This is a genomic window from Streptomyces sp. NPDC000941 (assembly GCF_053599555.1).
In genome coordinates this window covers 85,699-108,779 of record NZ_JBSFMM010000007.1, presented here as the reverse complement: position 1 = coordinate 108,779, position 23,081 = coordinate 85,699, and the positions used below count along the sequence as shown (strand labels likewise).

General features: G+C 69.3%; 24 protein-coding genes. 12 read left to right on the top strand and 12 right to left on the bottom strand.

Annotated features, from left to right (window positions below; all coding sequences use genetic code 11):
* Window positions 1-58: 58 nt before the first annotated feature.
* From ACWDSL_RS04810 to ACWDSL_RS04800, 3 genes are all read right to left on the bottom strand, one after another.
* Window positions 59-286, bottom strand: a complete 228-nt coding sequence (locus ACWDSL_RS04810; RefSeq protein WP_450481719.1) for a hypothetical protein — start codon at window positions 284-286, stop codon at window positions 59-61.
* A gap of 21 nt (window positions 287-307) precedes the next feature.
* Window positions 308-907 (bottom strand): ArsR/SmtB family transcription factor, encoded by a 600-nt coding sequence (locus ACWDSL_RS04805; protein ID WP_450481717.1) that lies wholly within the window; start codon window positions 905-907, stop codon window positions 308-310.
* Window positions 908-1,003: 96 nt separating this feature from the next.
* The gene (locus ACWDSL_RS04800) at window positions 1,004-1,471 is read right to left on the bottom strand and encodes an Lrp/AsnC family transcriptional regulator (RefSeq protein WP_385621045.1); all 468 of its coding nucleotides are present in this window, start codon (window positions 1,469-1,471) and stop codon (window positions 1,004-1,006) included.
* Window positions 1,472-1,613: 142 nt separating this feature from the next.
* Between ACWDSL_RS04800 and hppD the strand changes: the two genes are divergently transcribed.
* From hppD to ACWDSL_RS04785, 3 genes are all read left to right on the top strand, one after another.
* The gene (gene hppD, locus ACWDSL_RS04795; RefSeq protein ID WP_450481715.1) at window positions 1,614-2,771 is read left to right on the top strand and encodes a 4-hydroxyphenylpyruvate dioxygenase; all 1,158 of its coding nucleotides are present in this window, start codon (window positions 1,614-1,616) and stop codon (window positions 2,769-2,771) included.
* A 152-nt stretch (window positions 2,772-2,923) separates the two neighbouring features.
* Complete coding sequence (locus ACWDSL_RS04790) at window positions 2,924-3,139, top strand: hypothetical protein (protein WP_450481714.1); 216 nt, start codon at window positions 2,924-2,926, stop codon at window positions 3,137-3,139.
* A gap of 88 nt (window positions 3,140-3,227) precedes the next feature.
* The gene (locus tag ACWDSL_RS04785; protein WP_450481712.1) at window positions 3,228-4,598 is read left to right on the top strand and encodes an FAD-binding oxidoreductase; all 1,371 of its coding nucleotides are present in this window, start codon (window positions 3,228-3,230) and stop codon (window positions 4,596-4,598) included.
* 42 nt (window positions 4,599-4,640) lie between these two features.
* Here the strand turns inward: ACWDSL_RS04785 and ACWDSL_RS04780 are convergent, their stop codons facing one another.
* Together ACWDSL_RS04780 and ACWDSL_RS04775 are read right to left on the bottom strand one after the other, a co-directional pair.
* The gene (locus tag ACWDSL_RS04780; RefSeq protein ID WP_450481710.1) at window positions 4,641-4,958 is read right to left on the bottom strand and encodes a hypothetical protein; all 318 of its coding nucleotides are present in this window, start codon (window positions 4,956-4,958) and stop codon (window positions 4,641-4,643) included.
* Window positions 4,959-5,044: 86 nt separating this feature from the next.
* Entirely contained in the window at window positions 5,045-9,745 is a 4,701-nt protein-coding gene (locus ACWDSL_RS04775; RefSeq protein WP_450481708.1) for a putative T7SS-secreted protein, read from the bottom strand.
* A 230-nt stretch (window positions 9,746-9,975) separates the two neighbouring features.
* On the opposite strand from ACWDSL_RS04775, the gene ACWDSL_RS04770 reads away from it, so the two are divergent.
* Together ACWDSL_RS04770 and ACWDSL_RS04765 are read left to right on the top strand one after the other, a co-directional pair.
* On the top strand, window positions 9,976-11,160 hold the full coding sequence (locus tag ACWDSL_RS04770; RefSeq protein ID WP_450481706.1) for an epoxide hydrolase family protein: 1,185 nt from the start codon (window positions 9,976-9,978) through the stop codon (window positions 11,158-11,160).
* Between the two features lie 68 nt (window positions 11,161-11,228).
* Window positions 11,229-11,708 carry a hypothetical protein gene (locus ACWDSL_RS04765; protein WP_450481704.1) on the top strand — a complete coding sequence of 160 codons (480 nt, stop codon included), beginning with the start codon at window positions 11,229-11,231 and terminating at the stop codon, window positions 11,706-11,708.
* 9 nt (window positions 11,709-11,717) lie between these two features.
* Here the strand turns inward: ACWDSL_RS04765 and ACWDSL_RS04760 are convergent, their stop codons facing one another.
* Window positions 11,718-12,152 carry a hypothetical protein gene (locus ACWDSL_RS04760; RefSeq protein WP_450481702.1) on the bottom strand — a complete coding sequence of 145 codons (435 nt, stop codon included), beginning with the start codon at window positions 12,150-12,152 and terminating at the stop codon, window positions 11,718-11,720.
* 193 nt (window positions 12,153-12,345) lie between these two features.
* Here ACWDSL_RS04760 and ACWDSL_RS04755 point away from each other — a divergent pair, with 193 nt between their 5' ends.
* Together ACWDSL_RS04755 and ACWDSL_RS04750 are read left to right on the top strand one after the other, a co-directional pair.
* Window positions 12,346-12,744, top strand: coding sequence for an SseB family protein (locus ACWDSL_RS04755; protein WP_089512370.1), 399 nt, complete (start codon window positions 12,346-12,348; stop codon window positions 12,742-12,744).
* 25 nt (window positions 12,745-12,769) lie between these two features.
* The gene (locus tag ACWDSL_RS04750) at window positions 12,770-13,660 is read left to right on the top strand and encodes an endonuclease/exonuclease/phosphatase family protein (protein WP_450481700.1); all 891 of its coding nucleotides are present in this window, start codon (window positions 12,770-12,772) and stop codon (window positions 13,658-13,660) included.
* Between the two features lie 57 nt (window positions 13,661-13,717).
* Here the strand turns inward: ACWDSL_RS04750 and ACWDSL_RS04745 are convergent, their stop codons facing one another.
* From ACWDSL_RS04745 to ACWDSL_RS04730, 4 genes are all read right to left on the bottom strand, one after another.
* The gene (locus tag ACWDSL_RS04745) at window positions 13,718-14,461 is read right to left on the bottom strand and encodes a methyltransferase domain-containing protein (RefSeq protein ID WP_450481698.1); all 744 of its coding nucleotides are present in this window, start codon (window positions 14,459-14,461) and stop codon (window positions 13,718-13,720) included.
* Window positions 14,462-14,506: 45 nt separating this feature from the next.
* Entirely contained in the window at window positions 14,507-15,643 is a 1,137-nt protein-coding gene (locus ACWDSL_RS04740) for an abortive phage infection protein (protein ID WP_450481696.1), read from the bottom strand.
* A 101-nt stretch (window positions 15,644-15,744) separates the two neighbouring features.
* Entirely contained in the window at window positions 15,745-15,891 is a 147-nt protein-coding gene (locus ACWDSL_RS04735) for a hypothetical protein (protein WP_450481694.1), read from the bottom strand.
* On the bottom strand, window positions 15,891-16,145 hold the full coding sequence (locus tag ACWDSL_RS04730; RefSeq protein ID WP_450481692.1) for a hypothetical protein: 255 nt from the start codon (window positions 16,143-16,145) through the stop codon (window positions 15,891-15,893). The genes ACWDSL_RS04735 and ACWDSL_RS04730 overlap by 1 nt, the downstream gene beginning before the upstream one ends.
* A gap of 113 nt (window positions 16,146-16,258) precedes the next feature.
* On the opposite strand from ACWDSL_RS04730, the gene ACWDSL_RS04725 reads away from it, so the two are divergent.
* Together ACWDSL_RS04725 and ACWDSL_RS04720 are read left to right on the top strand one after the other, a co-directional pair.
* On the top strand, window positions 16,259-17,092 hold the full coding sequence (locus ACWDSL_RS04725; RefSeq protein ID WP_450481690.1) for a helix-turn-helix domain-containing protein: 834 nt from the start codon (window positions 16,259-16,261) through the stop codon (window positions 17,090-17,092).
* Window positions 17,077-17,448 (top strand): DUF397 domain-containing protein, encoded by a 372-nt coding sequence (locus tag ACWDSL_RS04720; protein ID WP_450481688.1) that lies wholly within the window; start codon window positions 17,077-17,079, stop codon window positions 17,446-17,448. Before ACWDSL_RS04725 ends, ACWDSL_RS04720 begins: the two co-directional genes overlap by 16 nt.
* Here ACWDSL_RS04720 and ACWDSL_RS04715 read toward each other — a convergent pair.
* Together ACWDSL_RS04715 and ACWDSL_RS04710 are read right to left on the bottom strand one after the other, a co-directional pair.
* Window positions 17,445-18,494 (bottom strand): NAD(P)-dependent alcohol dehydrogenase, encoded by a 1,050-nt coding sequence (locus ACWDSL_RS04715; RefSeq protein WP_450481686.1) that lies wholly within the window; start codon window positions 18,492-18,494, stop codon window positions 17,445-17,447. The genes ACWDSL_RS04720 and ACWDSL_RS04715 overlap by 4 nt on opposite strands.
* Window position 18,495: 1 nt before the next feature.
* Entirely contained in the window at window positions 18,496-19,455 is a 960-nt protein-coding gene (locus tag ACWDSL_RS04710; RefSeq protein ID WP_450481684.1) for a helix-turn-helix transcriptional regulator, read from the bottom strand.
* Window positions 19,456-19,757: 302 nt separating this feature from the next.
* On the opposite strand from ACWDSL_RS04710, the gene ACWDSL_RS04705 reads away from it, so the two are divergent.
* The 3 genes from ACWDSL_RS04705 to ACWDSL_RS04695 all read left to right on the top strand — a co-directional run bounded on the left by ACWDSL_RS04705 (window position 19,758) and on the right by ACWDSL_RS04695 (window position 23,073).
* Window positions 19,758-21,638, top strand: a complete 1,881-nt coding sequence (locus tag ACWDSL_RS04705) for an RDD family protein (protein WP_450481682.1) — start codon at window positions 19,758-19,760, stop codon at window positions 21,636-21,638.
* A gap of 148 nt (window positions 21,639-21,786) precedes the next feature.
* Window positions 21,787-22,506 carry an RDD family protein gene (locus ACWDSL_RS04700; RefSeq protein WP_450481680.1) on the top strand — a complete coding sequence of 240 codons (720 nt, stop codon included), beginning with the start codon at window positions 21,787-21,789 and terminating at the stop codon, window positions 22,504-22,506.
* 66 nt (window positions 22,507-22,572) lie between these two features.
* Entirely contained in the window at window positions 22,573-23,073 is a 501-nt protein-coding gene (locus ACWDSL_RS04695; protein ID WP_179285592.1) for an RDD family protein, read from the top strand.
* Window positions 23,074-23,081: the final 8 nt, after the last annotated feature.

Sequence of the window (23,081 nt, the reverse complement as noted above, 5' to 3'; positions counted from 1 at the left end):
TGTCGCGGCTCAAGAAGGTGGGGACGGGCGCCTGACCGATGGGCGCCCGACCGGGCGCTCACAGCCGGGCCGCCAGGCCCGGCTGTTGTCCCGGCCGGGGGCGCGGCGTCGCGAGACGCAGGCCCACCTCGACCAGCGTCCAGCCCAGTTGGCTCCGCAGCCGCCTCGGGGGGCGTGATCGGCGGGGCGGGCGAGGCCGGTGCCGTGCGCGGGCGCGCAGGGCCTCGCGGTGCAGCTGCTCGGCCCGGATGCGGTGCAGCCGCAGATGGATGTCGTCGCCGTACATGGTCGTTCCCCCCAGGGTCGGTCAGTCGTCGTCGCGCGGGAAGGCGTGCAGATGGACCCGGAAACGGGCCGAGCCCTCGGTGTCCTGGCTGACTTCCTTCTCGCGATAGCTCTCGATCACCTCATGCACCTTGTCGCGCAGTTCGGCGGCGACTTCAGGGGTGAGGCGGATGGCGAAGTCGCTGATGTCCCAGGCGCGGCGCCACTCCTCGGGCCAGTCGCGCCAGGTGGCGAGCCAAGTGGACGTCTCCTGGCCGTGGGCGGTGGCGTGCTCGTGGAGCAGGGTGCTCATCGCACCGCGTAGGGACGCGTCGGCGTCACGCAGTAGATCCTCGGAGTTCACGCGTGTGCCGCGCTGCGCCGCCTGCCACCACCGCTCGCGCCCCTTGCCGCGCTCCGGATCGTCCTTGACGAAGCCGTGGGCGGCCAGCTGCCGCAGGTGGTAGCTGGTGGCGCCGCTGGACTCGCCCAGCCGGTCGGCAAGTTGGGAAGCGGTGGCCGGCCCGTACGCGCGCAGCGCGTCGAGCAGGCGCATCCGCAGGGGGTGCGCGAGCCCGCGCAGGGAGCGGGCGTCGAGCACCCGTACATCATCGTCGGGCGTCGGCTTCTCGTTCTCGGCCATGGCGGCAGCGTAAGCATGCAAAGAATCCATTGCAAGGATTTCTTTGCATCTAGATCTTTGCAACGGAGTCTTTGGAATATCGTCCGGGAGAGCCGGTCAGTCCTCTGCCGCCTGCTTGACCAGCGGGATGATCCTCAGCGGCACCGCGTTCTCCATCACGATCGTCGTCGATGCCCGCACGATCCCCTCGAACCCCACCACCCGGTCGATCACCCGCTGCAGGTCCGCGTTGGAGCGGGCGACCAGGCGGCAGAGCATGTCGCCGTGGCCGGTGGTGGTGTGCAGTTCGAGCACTTCCGGGACGCTCGCCAGGTGGCTCCGTACGTCCGGGCCCTGGCCCTGCTTGATCTCCAGGGTCGCGAAGGCCGTGACCGGATAGCCGATGGCCGCCGGGTCCACCTCGGGCCCGAAGCCCCGGATCACGCCCTGGGCCTGGAGCCGGTCCAGCCGCGCCTGCGCCGTGCCGCGCGCGACGCCGAGTCGGCGGGACGCCTCCAGTACGCCGATCCGGGGCTCCTCGGCGAGCAGTGTGATCAGTCGGGCGTCGAGCCGGTCGATTGCCACGGCGGTCCTCCTGCTGAGGGTGAGAGTGTGAGGGTGGTCACTGTGTACAGAATGCCCGGCTGTTCACCGGACCAGCTGTACGCATTGTCCATCGAATCATCGAACTGTTGCGCATCCTGAGCCGTGGAGTAACGGTAAAGACATGACTGAGACCTTGGATCACACCCTGGCCGTGACGGGAGAAGGCGCGCGTCGGGCGGACCCCTTCCCGGTGAAGGGGATGGACGCGGTCGTCTTCGCCGTCGGCAATGCCAAGCAGGCCGCGCACTACTACTCCACCGCGTTCGGCATGCGGCTCGTCGCCTACGCCGGGCCCGAGAACGGCAGCCGGGAGACCGCGAGCTATGTCCTCGTCTCCGGCGGCGCCCGCTTCGTGTTCACCTCCGTCATCAAGCCCGCCACCGGATGGGGCACCTTCCTCGCCGAGCATGTCGCGGCCCATGGCGACGGCGTCATCGACCTGGCCATCGAGGTGCCGGACGCGCGCGCCGCGTACGCGTACGCCATCGCCCACGGCGCCTCCGGTATCGAGGAGCCGCACGAGGTCAAGGACGAGTACGGCACGGTGGTGCTCGCCTCCATCGCCACGTACGGCGACACCCGCCACACCCTCGTCGACCGCTCCGGCTACACCGGCCCCTACCTCCCCGGCTTCGCCCCCGCCGCCCCGCTGGTCGAGCCGCCCGCCCGCCGTAACTTCCAGGCCGTCGACCACTGCGTGGGCAATGTCGAACTGGGCCGGATGAACGAGTGGGTGACCTTCTACAACGACGTCATGGGCTTCACCAACATGAAGGAGTTCGTGGGCGACGACATCGCCACCGAGTACTCCGCGCTGATGTCCAAGGTCGTCGCGGACGGCACCCGCAAGGTGAAGTTCCCGCTCAACGAGCCCGCCGTCGGCAAGAAGAAGTCCCAGATCGACGAGTATCTGGAGTTCTACGGCGGTCCCGGCGTCCAGCACATCGCGCTCGCCACGAACGACATCGTCGCGACCGTACGGGCCATGCGCGCGGCCGGTGTCCAGTTCCTGGACACCCCCGAGTCGTACTACGACACGCTCGGCGAGTGGGTCGGCGAGACCCGGGTGCCCTTGGAGACGCTGCGGGAGCTGAAGATCCTCGCCGACCGCGACGAGGACGGCTACCTGCTGCAGATCTTCACCAAGCCGGTGCAGGACCGCCCGACGGTCTTCTTCGAGCTGATCGAGCGGCACGGCTCGATGGGCTTCGGGAAGGGCAACTTCAAGGCGTTGTTCGAGGCGATCGAGCGCGAGCAGGCCAGGCGCGGCAACCTCTGACGACCCCTTTGCCCCGGTCCACTTGCGCGAAAGTACGAACTAAAGCTGTTACGAACTTCGGACCGTCTACACTCGGCGCGTTGCTATCCAGTACAACGCCGCGTGGTGTATGGGGAGTTGTTGAGGTTCGAATGGCGCAAGATGTGCAAGATATGTATGCCAAAGGGCGGCTGACCAGGAATAAGTTCGCCCTCGGGGGAGGGAAGGCCGCCGCCTCGGGCGCGCTGGGAGTGCTCTCCGTCCCCGCGCCCGACACGGCCGAGGACGAGGTGCCGGTCGTGCCGGTCGTGCCGGTCGGCGAGGGCGGCGCACGGGAACTGCCGGCTCTGACGGCTCTGACGGCCCTGACGGCTCAGGAACAGCCGTAGCTCCGGCGCCGACCCAGCCGCCCGCTCCCGCACCACCCGCTGCCGTGGCGATCTTCCCTCCCGGACGGTCGGGTGCGAGTCTGGAGCCATGGCTGATCTGATGGAGATGCTGCGGGAGGGCCTCCCCTCCGAGGCCGTCCTGACCGACCCCGACGTCATGAGCTCGTACGCCAACGACATGGCGAGCTTCTGCGAGGCGGGCACCCCGGCCGTCGTCGTCCTCCCGCGCAGCGTCGAGCAGGTGCAGCACGTGATGCGTACCGCGACCGTCCTTCGTGTCCCGGTCGTGCCGCAGGGGGCTCGTACGGGCCTGTCGGGGGCCGCCAACGCCTCCGACGGCTGCATCGTCCTCTCCCTGATCAAGATGGACCGGATCCTGGAGATCAACCCGGTCGACCGGATCGCGGTCGTCGAGCCGGGCGTGGTCAACGCCGTTCTGTCGCGCGCCGTCATGGAGCATGGCCTCTACTACCCGCCGGACCCCTCCAGCTGGGAGGAGTGCACCATCGGCGGCAACATCGGCACCGCCTCCGGCGGCCTGTGCTGTGTGAAGTACGGCGTCACCGCCGAATACGTACTGGGCCTGGACGTCGTCCTCGCCGACGGCCGGCTGCTGAAGACCGGCCGCCGCACCGCCAAGGGCGTCGCGGGCTATGACCTGACCCGGCTGTTCGTCGGCTCCGAAGGCAGCCTCGGCATCGTCGTCCGCGCCGTGCTCGCGCTCAAGCCCGCCCCGCCCCAGCAGCTGGTCCTCGCCGCCGAGTTCCCGTCCACCGCGACCGCCAGTGACGCCATCTGCAAGATCATGGAGAGCGGACACACCCCCTCGCTCCTCGAACTCATGGACCGCACCAGCGTCCAGGCGGTCAACACGATGGCGAACATGGGGCTGCCGGACTCCACCGAGGCCCTGCTCCTGGCCGGCTTCGACACCCCGGACCCCGCCGCCGACCTCGCCGCCGTCGGCGAGCTGTGCACCGCCGCGGGCGCCACCGAGGTCGTCCCCGCCGAGGACACCGCCGAGTCCGACCTGTTGCTCCAGGCCCGCAGGCTGACCCTCCCGGCCCTGGAGGCGGTCAAGGGCGTCACGATGATCGACGACGTCTGCGTTCCGCGCTCACAGCTCGGCGCGATGATCGACGGGGCTGCCGCGATCGCCGAGAAGTACGGCCTGACCATCGGCGTCGTCGCCCACGCCGGCGACGGCAACACCCACCCGACCGTCTGCTTCGACCCCTCCGACCCGGACGAGACGCGGCGCGCGCGGGAGTCCTTCGACGAGATCATGGCCCTGGGCCTGGAGCTGGGCGGCACGATCACGGGCGAGCACGGGGTGGGGGTCCTCAAGCGCGAGTGGCTGGCGCGGGAACTCGGCCCGGTGGGGGTGGAGTTGCAGCGCGGCATCAAGCAGGTCTTCGACCCGCTGGGGCTGCTGAACCCGGACAAGCTCTTCGTGTAGCCGCCGGTGCAGCTTGTGTAGCTTGTGCAGCCCTTCCTGCGGCTATTCCCTCCGTCGGCCCTGGTACGCGTCCCACGCCAGCCAATGGACAAGCTGATCCCTCATCTTCGCCTTGGCCGGAGAGAGCGAATCGAAGTCCTTCTCGGCGATGTCGAGCCTGGCGAACTCGTAGCGCGGCTTCTCCCCGGCCCCCAACTCCATGCCATGCGGAATAGCCGCGATCAGACACATCCAGCTCTTCACGGGTGAGGGCTCCGGGAGATACGGGATCACCACGAAGAGCTGCCCCGACTCCAGGTCCAGGCCCTTGCCCGTCCTGCTGAAGCCGCTCGTCCTCGCGGTCTCCACAAGCTCCCGCATGCGGGACGGCGATGCCGTCATGACGGCGGCGGGGACGGGCCAGCCGAACCACGACCGGGCTCGTCTGGATGTCCTCAGCCAGTTCCTCATGGGACCACCCATACCTGTGTGTCGGGAGTGATTCCTGGAGAGTACGGGTCGTTCACGCGATCCAGGGCCTCGCCTATGCGGTGGTTGCCGTTGACCACCTCTCCGTTGTCCAGGACGACACTGCCGCCCAGCTCATCCGGGTTGTTGATCGATTCCAGCAGGCGCTCGTCGTCCATTCCGCGTATGGCCGCCAGCTTCTCCGGGTCTCCGCGGTCGGGCAGTCTGACGTCTTCCAGATCGCCGAGTCGCATGGGCACCCGTTTGGCCCTCATCGCCGCGTCGGCCGCCTCTGCGGCGCTGGGTTGGCGGCCGAAGACCTTGCTGAGAAATTTCCCGATCCCGGAACGAGTTTCGCCGTCGGGGTACGGCCCGAGCCCCAGCGGGTCGCTCCAGGTGGTGGGGTTGTGGACGTAGGTGGCGGGGTTGGGGGCGGGGATCAGGCCGAGGGGGTCGGGGGTGAGATAGCGGGCGGTGGTGGGGTCGTAGTAGCGGTGGTGGTTGTAGTGGAGGCCGGTTTCCGGGTCGTAGTACTGGCCGGGGAAGCGGAGGGGTGTGTACGTGGTGCTGGTGGCGGCCCAGGTGGTCGTTCCCCAGAGGGCGGTGCGGGCGTGCCAGGCGATCTCGCCGGACTCGTCGATGAGGTGGGTGGGGGTGCCGACGAGGTCGGTGACGATGGCGTAGAACCGCTGGTCGACCTCGCGTTGGGAGGTCGCGTCGGTGATCCGCTCGGTCTGGGCGATGGGGTGGCGGCCCTGGTGGTCCCAGGTCAGGGAGATGGGGTGGGGGAGGCCCGGTGTGCTGGTGGTCTGTTCGACGAGGGTCGAGCCGTCCCAGGTGAAGTCCACCTGCTCCATGACCGTTTCGCCGTCGTCGGCCAGGCGTTGTTTGGCGGCGCGGCGGCCGAAGGGGTCGTAGAGATAGCGCCAGACCGTGCCGTCGGGGGTGGTGACGGTGGTGAGGTGGTCCTCTGCGTCCCAGGTGTAGTGCCAGGTGTCGGGCTTGCGGGAGAGGCGTGTCTTCTGGCGGAGGGTGAGGCGGCCCGCGGTGTCGTGTTCGTAGCGGATGTCTCCGGCGCGGGTGATGCGGGTGCCGGTGTAGGTCCGGTCTCCTGTCGCATCGGCTTCGGGGTGTCGCTCCGGCCAGGTGGCGTGGGTCTGGTTGCCCGCCTCGTCGTACGCGTAGCTCTCCGTCCAGTTCCGGGCCCGGACCGTGGTGACGCGGCCCGCCGCGTCGAGGTCGAAGGTGCGGGGGCCGGTGAGCCGGTCGTCGATGGTGGTGACGTAGCCGTCGGCGCGGTAGGTGTAGGCGCGGTGGTGGAGAGGGGCGGTGGCGGCGGCTGGGCCGGTGAGGGTCTGTTCGGTGAGCCGGCCGAGGGGGTCCCGGACGGTGGCGAGGGTGAGGTCCCCGCTGATCCGGCGGCTGGTCTCGCGGCCCGCGGCGTCGTGGTCGAAGTCGAGGGTGTGGCCGGAGGCGGTGAGGGTGGTGCGGTTGCCCGCCGCGTCGTAGGTGTAGGTGGTGGTGGCCCCGGTGGGGGTGATACGGCGGATACGGCGGCCCAGCGCGTCGTACGTGTGGGTGAGGACCCGGCCGTTCACCATCTCGGACTTGACGCGGCCCATGCGGTCGCGCTGGTAGATCAACTCGACGTCGGGCCCGGTGGCCGAGGCCAGGCGCCCGGCGGGGTCGTAGCCGTAGGCGGTGGTCCGGTCGTCGGCGGTCTTGCGGACCGTACGGCCGAGCGCGTCGCGTTCGAAGGCCACCGTCTGGCCGAGGGGGTTGGTGCGGGCCGTGAGGTGTCCCGCCGCGTCGTGGGCGTAGGTGTGGGTGCGGTGGTCGAAGTCGGTCTCGGCGACCAGGCGTCCGGCCGGGTCGTAGTCGTACGACCAGGTCAGGCCCTGGGGGTTGGTGACCTGGGTCAGGCGCAGCGCGGCGTCGTGGGCGAACTCGTAGCGCACCCCGTCCGGGCCGGTCCGGGCGGTGAGCAGATCGAAGTGCGTGTATTCGTAAGAGGTCGTGCCGCCGCCCGGGGCGGTGTGGCTGGTGCAGTTGCCCTCGCCGTCGTACGTCCAGCTCTCCTGGGACCCGTCGGGGTGGGCACGCCGGGCGAGTTTGCCCTCCACCGTCCACTCCAGGTGGGTGGTGTGGCCGAGCGGATCGGTGATGGTGGTGGGGCGGCCGAAGGGGTCGCGCCGGTAGCGGGTGGTGGCGCCCAGCGGGTCGGTGATCTCCACCGGGAGGCCCGCGGGGTCACACATCACGGCTGTGGTCTGCCCCAGCGCGTCCGTGGTGGCGATCAAGTGGCCGTGGTCGTCGTAGGCGTAGCGGGTGGTGTGGCCGGCGGGGTCGGTGAGGCTGGTGCGGCGGCCCGCCTCGTCGTAGGTCTGCCGCCAGGTGGCGCCGTCCGCTCCGGTCAGGGTGAGGGGGAGGCCGAGCGCGTCGTAGGTGGCGGAGGCCGTGTGGCCGTCGGGGCGGGTGACGGTGGTGAGGTGTCCGGCCTCGTCGTAGGTGTGGGTGGTGGTGTGGCCGAGGGGGTCGGTGTGGGCCAGGGGGCGGTGGTGGCGGTCGTAGGTGGTGCGGGTGGTGTGGCCCAGGGGGTCGGTCTGGGCGATGACCTGGCAGGCGTCATTGATGACGTAGCGGCTGGTGTGGCCGTCGGGGGTGGTGACGGTGGTGATGCGGTGGCCGGTGGCCTGGTCGAAGCGGTCGTAGTCGATACGGATCGATATGTGGCCCGCTTCGCCGCCTTCCGCGATGCAGCGGTCGCGGTTGTCGTAGACGTAGTCGTAGCGGCGGTCGTTGGTGTCCGTCCAGGAGATGACCCGGCGCTCGTCGTCGTACGCGAACCGCAGCGGCAGCCCTGAGGAGTTGATGACCTCGGTGAGATTGCCGTCGGCGTAGCCGTAGCGGATCAGTTCCTGATCCGAGCCGTCCTCGGCCGCGCCCGCCAGGTGGAGGGCGGTGATCCGGCCGTCGGCGGTGGTCAGCTTCAGGTGATAGCCGGCCGAGTGGACGACATCGGTGGGCGCCCCCTCGCTGTCGTGGTCGAAGGTGATGAAACGGCCGCTTCGGTCCATGACCTGTGCCAGCCTCGCCACTCCGTCGCCCCCGCCCTCCGGGCCGGTGAAGTGGCGGGTGTGCCCGGTGTCGGGATCGGTGAGGGTGTAGTCGCCCTGCGCGTCCCGCTCCAGCGGCCGGCGCGGACCCGCCTCGGGGAGGGTCGGCAGGCCGGGGGCGGGGTGCGGATAGGCCAGCAGCAGGCCGTCCTCGCTGATGAACACCACACCCTCGGGGTCGATCTCCAGCCGCTGGTCGGCCGTGCTCGACCACGACGGACCGAACCAGCCCCCCGCCGCGTAACCGGACTCCACCCGGCGCCGGAAGATCAGCGGCAGCTCGCCGGGCAGCGTCACATCCGTCTGGGGCAGGAACATCTTCCCGGTCGCCAGGTCCACCGGGTCCGTGCCCTTGCACGGCCTCCCGGCATCCTCGCGCGCGAACGGATGCGACCCCTCCTTGCGCAGCGCCGCACGAGCCGCATCCTCCCCACCCCGCGCATACCGGGCCGCCGCCATGCCCTCCCGGGCGGCGCCCATGCCCGCCCGGGCCGCGCCGAGTCCCTTGGTGCCGACCAGTTCGGGCACCAGCCGGCCCAGGCCCTCGCCCGGGTCCTTGGCGAAGGCGTCGAGCATGGTCTTGCCCGTCCCGACCGGATCATTGGCCATCGTCACCAGCCCGGCCGCGGTGCTGTTCAGGTTGGTCACGTACTCGGCGGGGTGGGTGATGTTGTACGGGTCCAGCGGATTGAGCCCACGGGCGAAATTGACCAGCCCCGCCGTCCCCTTCACCACACCGCCGAGGAAATGCGACGTGTCCAGCTGCAGACCCTCCAGCCCATCGGCGACCTGCTCGCTGTACGACGGCTTGGGCGGGGCGGCGTCCCGCGCCTGCGCCACCGCCTTGACCGCCGTCTCCTCCGCCCGGTTCCGCTGCCGCCGCGCCTCGTCCAGCTTCTCCTGCGCGGCCTGCGCCTTGGCGGGGCCCGGGTCGGCGAAATCCCCCGGCTTCTTCGGCTTCGCCCCCGGCTCCTTACCGTCCTCCACAGCGGCCTTGTACGTGTCCACCGCCGCGTTGTACGTGTCCACCTTCCCGTTGTGGGCCGAACGCGCCTCCTCCGACGCCTTCTTCGCCGCCTTGTACGCGTCGATGGCCTCTTGCGCCTGGCCCTGCGCCCACTCCACGGTCCCCGCGAAGCCGTCCAGCGCCAGCGCGGCCTTCTCACACGCGTCCGCGGCCTTGAACCACTTCGCCGGCTCGTCCGCCACCTTCTCCCCGAACGCATCCGCGCTCCGGCCCTTCAGCCGGGACGGATCCACCCCCTTCAACCCACGCCCCACCTGGTCGAACGCCTTTTGGAAGTCCCGCAGATGCGTGGCCGTGGACCGGATCTTGCCGGCGCTCCCGAAGACCAGCTTCTTCGGATCCTCGGTCTCGTCCAGCTGGAACTCGGCGACATCGGCGCCCAAGGCGTTCGCCGCCGAACGGGACTTGTCACGGACCCAGTCCGCCCCGCCCTCCCAGCCGACCTTGTCCAAACCCTCCGCGGACTTGTTCCCCAGCCACTCCACACCGTCGCCGACGGCCTCAGTGCCCGACTCGACCGCGTCATCGAGCCAATCGGGGGTCAGATCCCACCCCATCAGCGGCACCCCTCGGACGTTTCGGACACCTGGAAGGGCCATCTACGCCGAGATTCGGCCACACACTCCAGCAACGTCATGACGCCCCCGCCTCCCCGTCAACAACCGAGCGCTACCCGACAGTATTCATAGAAGGGGAGGTAACTGCCATCTTAAGGTGTTATTAATCACCGAAGGCGGCCGCTTTAACTCGTTCGCTCCGCAAACCCGGCGGATCTACCATGCATCGGATGACAAGCCTGGCTGAGACTATTCGCCCCTTCCGCATCGACATCCCGCAAGCCGAGCTGGACGATCTGCACGCACGGCTCGACCGGACCCGGTGGCCCGATGAACTGCCGGGCGTGGGCTGGGCGTACGGCATTCCGCGCGACTATCTGCGGGAGCTCGTACGGCACTGGCGCCACACATACGACTGGCGGGCCGCCGAGGCCCGGCTGAACCAGTGGCCGCAGTTCACCACGGTGACCGACGGGGCGAACATCCACTTCGCGCATATCCGCTCACCCGAGCCGGACGCCACCCCGCTGATCATGACGCACGGCTGGCCGGGCTCCATCGTCGAATTCGCCCAGGTCGCCGGCCCGCTCACCGACCCACGCGGCCACGGCGGCGACCCCTCCGACGCGTTCCACCTCGTCCTGCCGAGCATCCCGGGGTTCGGCCTCTCGGGACCGACGCGGGAGACCGGCTGGGAGTACCACCGGGTCGGCGCCGCGTTCGCCGAGCTCATGGAGCGCCTCGGCTACCGGCGATACGGCGCCCAGGGCGGCGACTGGGGCTCCGCCATCTCCCGCGAGCTCGGCCGCATCCACCCCGACCGGATCATCGGCGTCCACCTCAACCACATTCCCGGCTCCTCCGTCACCGAGGAACCCGACCCCGCCCACCTGGCCACCCTGCCCCCGGCCGAACGCGCCCGCACCCTCGCCTCCTGGGAGCTGAACCAGCGGTGGGCCCGCGACCGCCAGGGCTACGCCGACATCCAGTCCACCCGCCCCCAGACCCTGGCCTACGGGCTCACCGACTCACCGGTCGGCCAACTGGCCTGGATCGCCGAGAAGTTCAAGGAGTGGACCGACTCCCGGGACCGCCCCGAGGACGCGGTCGACCGAGACCAGCTCCTCACCAACGTCATGCTCTACTGGCTGACCGGCACCGCCGGCTCCGCCGGCCGCATCTACTACGAACGCGCCCACTCCTCCTGGGGCGCGGCCCCCGAACCCTCCACCGCCCCGACCGCCCTCGCCGTCTTCCCCCGCGAGAACTTCATCCCGCTGCGGCATATCGCGGAGCGGACGAACAACATCGTGCGGTGGACGGAGTACGAGCGGGGCGGGCATTTCCCGGCCATGGAACAGCCGGACCTGCTGGTCGCGGACGTCCGCGCGTTCTTCCGCGACCTCGGGCGATGAGCGGAGCCTCATGGCGTCCGAAAGACGGCGTGTCAGCGGCAAGTGGCATAGGACGTATGGTCGATGCCGTGTCTCCCGTCTACGAAGAGCACTTCACACGAACACCAATCAACCTGCTCGGCGGCCACGGCTGGAAGCGGCTCTTGGCCTTCCGGGCGGATCAGTACGGCATCACCTTGGGCGGTATGCCGCTCCAATATCGCCGTCAGACCGCCGTGGTCCCCTGGGCGGAGATCGAGGCCGTCGTGCTGTGGGGCCAGAGAACAGCCCAGCTCCGCCCGATCCGCTGCGTGGGCGTCAAGCGCCGGCCCGGCTCCCCGGCACTCCCTGGTCCCAACTGGAACCTCAGACCCGAGATGGCCGCGCGCGTGGCGCCCCACATCGAGTACGAGGTCGTCCGGGACGGCCGCACCATGGTCCTCTGGCGTGTCGACCCCGACGGCCTCACCACCGCGCTACGCGCCTTCGCCCCCGGTGTGCCGCTGCGCTTCCACCAGGAGTACTGGAAGGGGCGGACGGGCGAGATCGACCTCGACCTGTTCTCGTGACCGGCAATTTCACTTCGCCTCGCCGACCGGACGCCGTGGGTCGTCGATATCGACGGTTATTTCGACGGCTGAGGTCGAGATGAAGGACGCGATCTTGCCGTGTAGCAGAATCTCTTGGAACGGGTTCGATTCGGTGAGGAAGATTGCCCACATAAGCGAACGGTCGGCAGTCAAACGCGCTACGAATCCTTCCGAGCCGTAGGAACCCTCACCGCCCCAGAGGAAACCGCCATGAGCCAGCTCCACGGATTTGAGCCCATCGACCTCGGACGTCCAATCCGGTTCGCTTGTGAGTACCTGATGCAGATCGAAGGCCCCAAGTAGCCTGAAGCCGCTCGGCGTGCCCGGTGAGAGGGCCACGTCGTACGAATTTCCGTCCGCGAGATGGAGTGCATCCCGGATCGGGAGCCGGAATTCTCCCCATAGGAGTTGGATGTCATTCATGTGTGTTCACTGCTGGGCTCGACATACTGGTCGATGATCCTCCTGCCGCGGTGGGTGTGGCATGTGTGCACGGGATGTCTCAACGCCACGGAGTCGGGTACTCGGCGGGCTTACGACCGGCGGAAAACCGGTTCGGCTCGTTCGGATCGGCCGCTGACCTGCCCATATGCCACTCCGATCGCTGGAGAGAACCATGAGTGACCTCCCCGACGACAGCACCGTCCACGCCACCCAGCACGCCCTCGGCGAACTCGCGGCCAACCGGGCGGACGATACGGCGCTGGACACCCTCGCCAGCAGCGAGGTGCTGCTTCCCGCTCCCGAGGGCGTGGAGGATACGGACCCGCAGGCCGTGACGCTCCCCGTGCTCGAACAGGACGACGGCGCGCAGCTGGTGCCGGTCTTCACCACCCCGGACCGTATGCACCAGGCCCTGCCGCAGATCCACCGCTACCACCGGGTGCCGCTGGGCGCCCTGGCCCAGGGCTGGCCCTCCGATGAGCTCTCGCTGGCCATCGACGCGGGCGCGCCCGAAGAGGTGACCCTCACCGGGGGCGGCGTACGCACCCTCCTCACGCGTCCCGGCCGCTGAGGCCGCCGAGCCCCGGGCGAGGGTGATGTGCACGGCCATCGCCGCCGCACTGGCCCTGCTGCTGTCCTCGGTGTCGGCTGTGGAGTTCGGGGCGAATATGGCGACCACATCAGCACAGGTGACCGCGTCACCTCGGGTAAATGATTTCTCTAGGGGAATTTCTTCCCCCGAGTGGAAGGCTGTTTTCCCGAACCGGGTTGCGAGCTTCAACGTGTGCAATCCGTGTCGTGTTTCCAACCCGCTCCACCACATCGACCAGATCGTTGACGAGATCGTCAAGTACAGGCCCCAAGCCATCGCGCTCGAGGAGATCTGCGTCGGCGAGACGCTACGCGTCATCAGACAGCTGAGGGCAAGGGGCTATCGGTACTACGCCGCGCACGGAAACCAGATGAACACCCGTTGGGGCTGCAACGATTTCGGTTCCGCGTACGGGAGCGCGATTCTGTCTGCCGCGCCGCTCACGAACAAGGTGAACCGTCATTACTCACAGGGCGGCAGTGAGCCTCGTGGATACGTGGCCGCCAATACGACTGTCGCAGGCAGGAAGGTCAGAGTCTTCGCGACCCACCTTGCCCAGGCCGGGCAGGACAATGTCCGTAAAGTCCAGATCGGGGAACTCATCAAAGCCGCCCGGGCCTATCCGCAAGTCATTGTGCTCGGCGACTTCAACGCCGAGCCAAACGCCAGTGAAATGTCTCCCATGTGGTCGAAATTCCATGACGCCGACCCTGCCTGCAGCCCGACCCGGTACCTTCGCCCCTGCAAGATGACAGAGGACTCCAGAAGGCCAGGAGGGAAGAAGTTCGACTACATCTTCCTGCGCAATGGCGGTGCCTTCAGCTCCTCCGGCGTCGGCGTCCACAAGAACTTCTCCGACCACAAACTCATCCACGCCGACCTGGCCACCAACTGACCGCTAGGTGAGTACGGGGGTTCCGTGCGCCCGACCACGACCCCGAGCCGTACTGCGTCAGAGATCGGCCACGAGCAGCCGGTATCCGACGTCGAAGGTGTCGAGCGCGAGCAGTTCGGCGTGGCGGGTGTGCCAGCGGCCGGTCGCCAGATCGTCCGCGAGCCGGGCCAGACCAGGCGCGATGGTGTCCTCGCCGGTCTGAGCGAACAGGGAGACCCCGGCGCGCACCTGCGGGTCGAGATAGGCCTCGGGGCGGCGCCAGTACGCGGCGCCGAAACCGTCCACGCAGTCGTGGGGGACCCGCACCGGCTCCTGGCGCGCCCCGCCGAGCAGGCCGATCAGTTGGTCGGTCGGGGTGGCACGGGTGTCGTCGAACGCGGCCGCCTCCGGGAGGTAGTCCCGGACGAGCCAGAACCGCTCGCGGAAGACCTGCTGGTCCCACGTCAGGATGACGATGCGGCGGCGGGCGACCCTGCGCAGTTCCTCGATTCCCGCTGCCAGATCGGTCCAGTGGTGGACGGTCAGCAGGGCCATCACGGCATCGGCTGCGTCGTCACGCAGCGGGAGCCGTTCCGCGACGGCCTGCACGGCGGGCGCGGATCCCGGCGGGCGCTGGGCGATCATGACCTGGCTGGGCTCGACCGCGAGGGCCGTCTGCGGCGGTTCATAGGAGCCGGTGCCCGCTCCGACGTTGATCACGTCGGTGACGCTCCCGAGCGCTGCGTGGATCTGCGCGCCGATCCGCGGATCGGGCTGCCGTGTGCGGGCGTACGTCGTGCCGAGCGTGTCATAGGTAGTCATGCTCGTCAGTATGCGAAACGGGCACCGCCGCTGTCCTGCACACAGCTACCGTATGTGGCGGCCGTAGTGCTGGGCCAGTGCATGGAACGCTTCCTTCCGTTCCCAGTGCCAGTTGGGCGTCGGCTCCTCGAAGGTCTTCCAGATCGGCTTGACGATGCCGTAGCTCGCCAGGTCGAGGTCGTAGCGCGGGTTGGTCCGATGCGGGGCATCAGGGGCGCCGAACTGGTAGACCAGGGCCGCGTAGAGGTTCATTGACTCGAAGGCGTCGAGCAGATCGGTGAGGTACGCGGCCTGGGTCCGCTCGCTGCGGGCCAGATCGCCGACGATCTCCGGGGGGTCCTTGTCGTAGTCCACGACGTTCCAGCCCATGCCGCCCTGCTCCGGGGCGCCCTTGAAGGTGCAGGTGCCGAACTCGGAGATCGCGACTGGTTTGTTCCAGCGAAGGAAGGGGGTGAGTTCGCGGACGTAGTCGGCCTTGTTCGGGAAGTACGAGTAGTAGTTGACGCTGACCATGTCGAACAGGTCCCAGTCGACCTCCTCGTCCTGCGCCGCGCCATACGTCATCCGGCCCTTGAAGACGGACCTGCCGACCTTCGCGGCTCGCGCGGTGAACTCGCGCAGGCGGCGCACCATCTTCTCGGGGTCGAAGTTTCCGCTCAGCATGTTCTTTACGCGCTCAAGAGCGTTGTCACCTGGCACGATGCCCGGCACGAACAACACGAATTCGGCGCCCACGCTCAGGTGGACCCGTGCACCCTGGCGCCGCAGTTGCTCGGCATGCCTGCCCGTCTCCGCCAAGTGGTCAAGGATCTCCTGGTGGGAGACGTCCGCCAGACGCGGCTGGAGCCAGACGTGCAGCCCCTGCTCCGCCGCCTCCGAGGATGTGGCCTTGAGCCGGTCCACACCGTCGCCGAAGACCGACACCGAGCCGGCGTGCAGATCGTTCTTGATGACCTGGATGTCCTTGCGCATCCGCGTGGCACTCCAACTCGTCGCCGGTGTCTCGCCGTCGATGACCTCGTACGACACGCCCCGGTAGGTCAGGCCCGCCGGGCCGCGGCGACTTCGCGCCTCGGCCCGGCCCGGCGTCAGCAGCGCCCCCGCGGTGCCCGACACCGCAACGGCTCCCGCAGCCCCCGTCCCTGCCAGAAAACGCGCCCGGCTGATGCCCTTGTCCCCCATGTGTCTCCCCCTGGTGTCCGGGCCCGCTGTCTGCGACCCACCACCAGTTTCGGGACTAGCGGCGCCCCCTGTCGTCAGCCGATGGTCTGCGCCTGCTCGACTTAAGTTGTACTGCGTCGGCCGCCTCCACCCGAGGACCACTTGTTGAGCTTCCGGATGACCTCCTTCAGCTCGTCGCGCTTGGCCTCCTGGTCGGCACCGCCGGGGTTGGGGTTGGGGGCGGGGGTCTCGCTCTTCTGACCGGGCATCAGAGTCCCCACCGTGCTCGTTCCCGGTCCCGCTGCCGCTGGTCCATGCCGGGGAAGGCCCGCTCGTTGAGCAGGCGGGTCAGCTGGGCGTTCATCAGCGACGCGTCGTCGATCGAGATGTGCGCCAGCTCGGTCGCCATGTACACCTCGCCCCGCAACACGCGGACCCCGACGACGAACTGACCGTCGTGCTGCCGCACATCGCCGGTCAGTTTGAGAGTGCGGGGGAGTGTTTCGTATCGGTGGCCGCTCACTGATGTCTGCCTTTCTGGGGGGTGTTGCTGTCTGTGCCTCCATGCTTACGGAGCGGCGCTACAGTGGGTAGACCTGCGGTTTTCGTGGTGCGAGATCGGAAACGGGGGCGACGATGCCTGCGCCGAAGGAACTTGACCCGTCTACGTCACTGGCTGCGCTGTACGGCGTCAAGCTTCGCAAGCTGCGGTTGCGCGCGGGGTGGACGCAGCGGGAGCTGGGGGCGAAGGTTCCGATCGGGCACAGTCGGATCGCGCAGTTCGAGCTGGGCAAGGAGATCCCGCCGGAGGACGTGAACGACGTGTTGGACGCGGTGCTGGGGGCGGATGGGGATCTGTGTGACCTGTGGGAGCACGTCAAGAAGACGCCGCTCGCGGACTGGGCTCGGAAGTTCGTGGAGTACGAGGCCAGGGCCAATGCCATGCGTAAGTTCATGGTGCAGTACGTCCCGGGTCTGTTGCAGACCGAGGCGTACGCCCGTGAGTTGCTGCGACTTGGCCACCCTTGGTGCACGGCAAGCGAGATCGAGGAGAAGGTGCGGGCTCGGCTCGACCGGCAGAGCTTGCTGGCTAGCCAGATGCCCCCATTCCTGTGGGTCGTTCTGGACGAGTCGGTACTGCGGCGGTCGGTTGGAGGACCGGCGGTCATGCGCGAGCAGCTGGCTCGCTTGGTCGAGGCAGCCAGCGCTCCGAACATCGAGATCCAGGTTCTGCCGTTCAGCGCAGGCGGGGAAACCTTGGGTGGCTCGCTGACGTGGCTTTCGTTCGAAAACGCGCCCGACGTGGTCTACCTTGAGGGTGTCTCCGGCGAGTTGGTCGAGAACGGGGCCGCCGTGAGGAGGCTGTCTCACCGATACGATCTTGTGCGTGCCATGGCGTTGCCCCTGGCCTCGTCAACTGCCCTGATCCAGCAGGCAATGGAGGACTTCAACCGATGCGAGCCGAACTGAGCACCGCTAGATGGCGCAAGTCCACCCACAGCAATGGGACCGGAGGCGAATGCCTCGAAGTCGCCGAAGGCTTTCCCGGCGCTGCCAGGTGGCGTAAGTCCACCCACAGCGGTGGCGGCGGCGGCGACTGCCTCGAAGTCGCGGAAGGCTTCCTGGGCGCCGCCCGGTGGCGCAAGTCCACCTACAGCAACCCTGGCGGCGGCGACTGCCTAGAGGTCGCCGATAACCTCCCCGGCATCGTCCCCGTCCGCGACAGCAAAAACCCCCACGGCCCCACCCTCATATTCTCCGCAAACGCATGGTCGGTCTTCGTGGCGACCATAGCCACGAAGACCGATCACACCACCCGCCGTTAGCCCTTCAGCGACGCGATGTCGATCACGAACCGGTACCGCACATCGCTGCTCACGACCCGCTCGTAAGCCTCGTTGATCTGGTCAGCCGTGATCACCTCGATCTCCGCGCCGAACCCGTGCCCCGCGCAGAAGTCCAGCATCTCCTGCGTCTGCCGGATGCCGCCGATCTTCGAGCCAGCCATCGATTTACGGCCCATGATCAGCGAGAACTGGTGGAACGAGCTCGGGAACTCCGGGCCGCCCACGTGCACCATCGTGCCGTCGCGCTTGAGCAGCGAGAGATACGAGTCCAGCGGGAGGTTCGCCGAGACCGTGTTGATGATGAGGTCGAAGGAGCCCGCCAGCTCGGCGAACGTCGACTCGTCGCTGGTCGCGTAGAAGTGGTCGGCGCCCAGCCGCAGCCCGTCGTCCTTCTTGCGGAGCGACTGGGACAGGACGGTGACCTCCGCGCCCATGGCGTGGGCGATCTTGACGCCCATGTGGCCGAGGCCGCCGAGGCCGACGATGGCGACCTTCTTGCCGGGGCCGGCGTTCCAGTGGGCCAGCGGGGAGTAGAGGGTGATGCCGGCGCACAGCAGCGGGGCGGCGACGTCGAGGGACAGGCCGTCGGGGATGCGCAGCGCGTAGTTCTCGTCGACGACGACGTGCGTGCTGTAGCCGCCGTAGGTGGGGGAGCCGTCGTACTGCTTGCCGTTGTACGTCGACACCTCGCCCTTGAGGCAGAACTGCTCCTCGCCGGCCAGGCAGTTCTCACATTCGCGGCAGGAGTCGACGAAACAGCCGACGCCGACCCGGTCGCCGACGGCGTACTTGGTGACGCCGGAGCCGACCTCGGCGACGGTGCCCGCGATCTCATGGCCGGGGACCATCGGGAACAGGGCGCTGCCCCACTCCTCGCGGGCCTGGTGGATATCGGAGTGGCAGATGCCGGCGTACGCGATCTCGATCAGGATGTCGTGCTCGCCGACCGGGCGGCGCTCGATGGTGGTGCGCTCCAGCGGGGCCTTGGGTGCCGGGGCAGCGTACGCGGTGACGCTGGTGGTCATATCAGTGATCTCCGTGAACGGGGTTTCGGGGTATGGAAGGGGGAGGGGAGGAGGGAGAGGGGGAAGAGGGAGAAGGGGACGAAGGAGAAGAGGACGAGGCGCGGTCGGGGGGCGTGGTCGCGGTCCAGTTCGCGAGTAGCTGCAGCGCCGCCTCGGAGGGGGATCCGGACTCGACCGTGTAAATGCACATCGCCTGATCGTCATCGCCAGGGAAGGTCACGTTCTCGTAGGCGAGCGTCATGTCCCCGACCACCGGGTGGTGGTAGAGCTTGACGCCGTGCGTCTTCTCCCGCACGTTGTGGTCGGCCCACCACGTGCGGAACTCCGGGCTCTTGATCGTCAGCTCGCCGACCAGCTCGGTGAGGCCGGGGTCGTCGGCGTAGCGGCTCGTATGGAGCCGCAGACTGGCCACCATTTCCGACGCGTATTTGTCCCACTCGCGGTACAGCTCGCGGGCCGCCGGGTCGAGGAACATGAAGCGGGTCAGATTCCGCTCGCGGTACGGCAGCGCGTCGAAGTCGATGATCAGCGCGCGGGCCAGCCGGTTGGAGGCCAGCACATCGCCACCGCGCCCGAGCACGAAGGCGGGCGAGACCCCCTCCAGCATCTGCAGCACGCGGTACACCCCGGGCCGCACCCGCTGGGGGCGGAGCGGCCGGCGGCGCTGGGCGCGGCGGGGCCGTGGCTTGGCCAGCTCGAAGAGGTACGCACGCTCGGTGTCGTTCAGCTGCAGGCCGCGCGCGACGGCGTCCAGCACCGCCTCCGAGACATTCAGATGGCGGCCCTGTTCCAGCCGGGTGTAGTAGTCGGTGCTGACCCCGGCCAGATGCGCCAGCTCCTCGCGGCGCAGCCCCGGCACCCGGCGGCGTCCGGAGGCAGTCATGTTCACGCCCGCGTCCTCAGGGCGCAGCCGGGCCCTGCGGGTCCGCAGGAACTCGCTGAGCTCGGTGTTGCGGTCCATGGCTTCAAGTATTCGCGGTCGGAAAGGCTCGCGGCCGTGTCAACGTAGGTCTGCTGGACCTAGGCGGGCCGGACCCAGCCAGAGGCTCGCGGGTGTACGGCGGCGGCGTCGCGCTCGCACGGGAGAGTGGTGCCCACCCAGGATGGGTACGGGCCTCGGGCCGGTCTGATAGACCTTGACCGCGCGCTCCGTGTTGCACTGCGGCTCTTGTACGGCAGACTGCATGTCCGCCCCCACCGCGACGCACCGCACAGGCGCGGCGCAACACAGCACGGCCGAGCAGATACGGGACATCGGAGATCATGAGCGCCCCTACCTCAGGATCCGCGGACGGTACCTCTTTTCCTGGTTTTTATCCTGATCCGTCCATCCCCGGCTACATCCGTTACTGGAACGGCGCCGCCTGGGTGCCCGGCACCAGTCGGCCCGCGCCGATCGACGGCGAGGCCATGCCCGCGCCGCCGCCTGGGGTGACCCATACGCAGGTCACGGCCCCGGTGCCGGACGAGACCGGGCCCATGTATCTCGACGAGGCCCCTGCCGCCGGTCCTGCCGGTCCTGTCGGAGACAGCGGCGGACGTGCGCTGCCGGAGCTGCGTCCGCGCGGTGAGATGGACGTACGGAGCGGGCCGGTGCCCGAGCCCGTGCCGCCGGCCCAGGGCGTGGGCGGCGCGGCTCCGGTCGGCATGGACTGGAACGATCCGCAGCGGCTGCACGGCACCCGGCCGGAGCCCGCGTCGGCCTGGCAGGCGGACGCGGCCCGGCAGTCCGGTTTCGGCGGGGAGCAGGACCGCCGCGTCTCCTGGGGCTCGAACCCGGCGGAGCCGGGAGCGGAGGCCGGAGGCCCGGCTTCCGGTGGGCCCGTAAGGCCCGGGGTGCCGGATCCACGCCGGGCCGTCAGCGGTTCTGGTGGTTCCGGTGGTCCTGGTGGCTCCGGCGGGCCCGGGGGCGCCGGCGGTCCCGCGGGCGCGCAGGCCCTGCCGCCCGCGCGGCGCGCTCCGGAGCTGCCCCCGGCGGAGCCGGGCCCCGGCGCGGGCGCCCCTGGTGCGGGCGCGGGCGGTGATACGGATGCGCCCGGCGGCGGGCGTACGACAGGCGGGGACGGCACGATCTCCATCCGCGCGATTCGGCCCGGCCAGACCGGGCCGGGCCAGACCGGGTCGGGGGCGGGCAGCGGCGCGCCCACGCGGGACGACGGCACGATGACGATGCGCGCCCTCGGGCGCGGCGCGCCGAAGCAGAGCGGCGGTACGGCGGCGCCCGGGCAGCAGCAGGGACAGCAGGGACAGCCGGGGCAGCAGGCGCAGCCTGGCTGGTCCGGGCAGGCCGGTGGGCAGCCCGGCGGGGCCGCTCCCATGCAGGGCGCGGGTGCGCTGCCCCCGCAGGGCGGCGTCGTGCTTCCGGGCGGCGGTCCGGCCGCGCCCGGCCACGGTGCTCCAGCACAGGGCCCGGTCGGGCTACCCGGCGGTGGTCCTGCCGCACCCGGAGCCCAGCCCCAGCCCCAACCCCAGCCTCAACCCCAATCCCAGCCCGGCTGGCAGCAGCAGGTGCGGCAGCTCGCCCAGCAGCCCGCGCCCGGTGCTGTCCCAGGCGCGGTCCCGGGCGCAGGCCCTGGTGCCCCCGGTGGTGCGCCTGAAGGCGTCATTCCGTGGAAGCCGCCCGTCGACAACCCCTTCCTTCAGGCCGCCCAGGCGGAGGGTCGGCCCGCCTCCCTCGGCCGTCGCCTCGTGGCCCGGCTCATCGACTCCGCCGTACTCCTCGGGGCAGTCGGCGCCGCCGCGTATCCGCTGTGGACCAAGGCGAGCGATCACTTCGACGAGAAGGTGGAGCGCGCCAAGCTGACCGGCGAGACCGTCACCGTCTACTGGCTGGACGGCACGACGGGCGCCTACCTCGGCATGGTGCTCGGCCTGCTGCTCGTCGTCGGGCTGGTCTACGAGGCGTTCCCGACCGCGAAGTGGGGCGCCACGCTGGGCAAGAAGCTGTGCGGGGTGCGGGTCCTGGACATCGAGGGGCACGACACCCCTTCCTTCGGCGCCGCGCTGCGCCGCTGGTTGGTGTACTCGGTGCTCTGGCTGCTGGTGATCGGGGTCCTCAATGTGCTGTGGTGCCTGTTCGACCGGCCCTGGCGGCAGTGCTGGCACGACAAGGCGGCGCGCACCTTCGTGGCCGGTCGCGGCTGAGCCGCAGGGGCGAGGCTGAGCCGTAGGCCGGTGCCGGGGCGGTGAGGCGGTAGGGGCCGTACGGGGCGCTGACTCGTACGGTCCATCCCGGTCGCCCGAACGGAGCGCGCCGGATGCGGTGGCTCCGGCTCCGGGGTCGACTCGGGCCATGAGCACCGACCAGCCGACCCCGGGGCCTGACGAACCCCGGCCCGACCAACCCAGGCCCGACCAGCCCCGGTCCGAGGAGCCCCCGTCCGAGGGGCCCAGGCCCGAGGAACCCCGGCCGGGAGGGCCAGGGCCGGGCGGGCCAGGGCCGGGCGAGCCGCGGGCCGAGGAGCAGCCAGAGGGCGACGCGTTCTCCAAGCAGCAGCCGCCTCCGTCCTTCGGCTCGCCGCACGGAGGCGAGTACGGCGGCGAGTACGGCGCCCCCGACCCGCTCGCGGGCATGCCCCCGCTCGCGAACCGCGGCCGCCGCCTCGTCGCCCGGATCATCGACGCGCTGATCGTGGGCATCCCGGTGGGTCTGGTGATGGCGGTGCTCGTGGGCGACTACGACCCGGTGAACAACAACGACGAGGCGACCGCCATAACGATCGTCTACGCCCTGGTGTACTTCCTCTACGAAGGGCTGATGCTGACCAAGTACGGCCAGACGGTGGGCAAGAAGGTGATGAAGATCCGCGTCGCCCTGCTGGAGAACGGGGAGATCCCGGCCGGTCAGCCGGGCTGGCTGCGCGCCGGTACGTATGCCCTGCCCGAGATCGTGCCGTGCTGCGGCTTCATCTTCTGGCTGGTCAATGTGTTGTGGTGCACCTGGGACCAGCCGTACCACCAGTGTCTGCACGACAAGGTCGCCAAGACGGTCGTGGTCGCCGTGCCTTCATGATCCGCTGCACCGAAACCGCAGCCCCCGAGCTACCTGCCGCCCGCGCGCTGCTGGTGTAATCGGGTCATGAGCCCCGACCAGCTGTCGTATCCACAGCACCACCCCCCTGTGGGCATGCCGCCGCCCGCCACTCCCGGTCAGCGCTTCGTCGCCCGGCTGGTCGACACCCTGATCCTCGGGTTCATCTGGACCGTGGCGCTCGCCTCGACCGGCGCGCTCAAGTACGCCTACGACAACCCCGGCGAGCAGGACATGGGCAAGGTGACCCTGTCGCTGGTGATCACCATGGCCGTCTACTTCGTCTACGAGGGCGTGATGCTGGCCCGCAGCGGCCAGACGCTCGGCAAGAAGGCGCTGCGTATCCGCGTGGCGATGCTGTCCGACGGCGATGTGCCGGGCCGCCAGGGCTGGCTGCGGGCCGTGGTGTACGTGCTGCCCGGGATGCTGATCCCGCTGCTGGTGGGCACCCTGTTCTGGCTGCTCAACGTCCTGTGGTGCACCTGGGACCAGCCGCTGCGCCAGTGTCTGCACGACAAGGCGGCCAAAACCGTCGTAGTGGCGGCCTAAGACTTGAT

Coding starts and splice junctions, on each gene's coding strand:
- ACWDSL_RS04810 (WP_450481719.1), bottom strand. CDS start 286: ATGTACGGCGACGACATCCATCTGCGGCTGCACCGCATCCGGGCCGAG.
- ACWDSL_RS04805 (WP_450481717.1), bottom strand. CDS start 907: ATGGCCGAGAACGAGAAGCCGACGCCCGACGATGATGTACGGGTGCTC.
- hppD (WP_450481715.1), top strand. CDS start 1,614: ATGACTGAGACCTTGGATCACACCCTGGCCGTGACGGGAGAAGGCGCG.
- ACWDSL_RS04790 (WP_450481714.1), top strand. CDS start 2,924: ATGTATGCCAAAGGGCGGCTGACCAGGAATAAGTTCGCCCTCGGGGGA.
- ACWDSL_RS04785 (WP_450481712.1), top strand. CDS start 3,228: ATGGCTGATCTGATGGAGATGCTGCGGGAGGGCCTCCCCTCCGAGGCC.
- ACWDSL_RS04780 (WP_450481710.1), bottom strand. CDS start 4,958: ATGCGGGAGCTTGTGGAGACCGCGAGGACGAGCGGCTTCAGCAGGACG.
- ACWDSL_RS04775 (WP_450481708.1), bottom strand. CDS start 9,745: ATGGGGTGGGATCTGACCCCCGATTGGCTCGATGACGCGGTCGAGTCG.
- ACWDSL_RS04770 (WP_450481706.1), top strand. CDS start 9,976: ATGACAAGCCTGGCTGAGACTATTCGCCCCTTCCGCATCGACATCCCG.
- ACWDSL_RS04760 (WP_450481702.1), bottom strand. CDS start 12,152: ATGAATGACATCCAACTCCTATGGGGAGAATTCCGGCTCCCGATCCGG.
- ACWDSL_RS04755 (WP_089512370.1), top strand. CDS start 12,346: ATGAGTGACCTCCCCGACGACAGCACCGTCCACGCCACCCAGCACGCC.
- ACWDSL_RS04750 (WP_450481700.1), top strand. CDS start 12,770: ATGTGCACGGCCATCGCCGCCGCACTGGCCCTGCTGCTGTCCTCGGTG.
- ACWDSL_RS04745 (WP_450481698.1), bottom strand. CDS start 14,461: ATGACTACCTATGACACGCTCGGCACGACGTACGCCCGCACACGGCAG.
- ACWDSL_RS04740 (WP_450481696.1), bottom strand. CDS start 15,643: ATGGGGGACAAGGGCATCAGCCGGGCGCGTTTTCTGGCAGGGACGGGG.
- ACWDSL_RS04735 (WP_450481694.1), bottom strand. CDS start 15,891: ATGCCCGGTCAGAAGAGCGAGACCCCCGCCCCCAACCCCAACCCCGGC.
- ACWDSL_RS04725 (WP_450481690.1), top strand. CDS start 16,259: ATGCCTGCGCCGAAGGAACTTGACCCGTCTACGTCACTGGCTGCGCTG.
- ACWDSL_RS04720 (WP_450481688.1), top strand. CDS start 17,077: ATGCGAGCCGAACTGAGCACCGCTAGATGGCGCAAGTCCACCCACAGC.
- ACWDSL_RS04715 (WP_450481686.1), bottom strand. CDS start 18,494: ATGACCACCAGCGTCACCGCGTACGCTGCCCCGGCACCCAAGGCCCCG.
- ACWDSL_RS04710 (WP_450481684.1), bottom strand. CDS start 19,455: ATGGACCGCAACACCGAGCTCAGCGAGTTCCTGCGGACCCGCAGGGCC.
- ACWDSL_RS04705 (WP_450481682.1), top strand. CDS start 19,758: ATGAGCGCCCCTACCTCAGGATCCGCGGACGGTACCTCTTTTCCTGGT.
- ACWDSL_RS04700 (WP_450481680.1), top strand. CDS start 21,787: ATGAGCACCGACCAGCCGACCCCGGGGCCTGACGAACCCCGGCCCGAC.
- ACWDSL_RS04695 (WP_179285592.1), top strand. CDS start 22,573: ATGAGCCCCGACCAGCTGTCGTATCCACAGCACCACCCCCCTGTGGGC.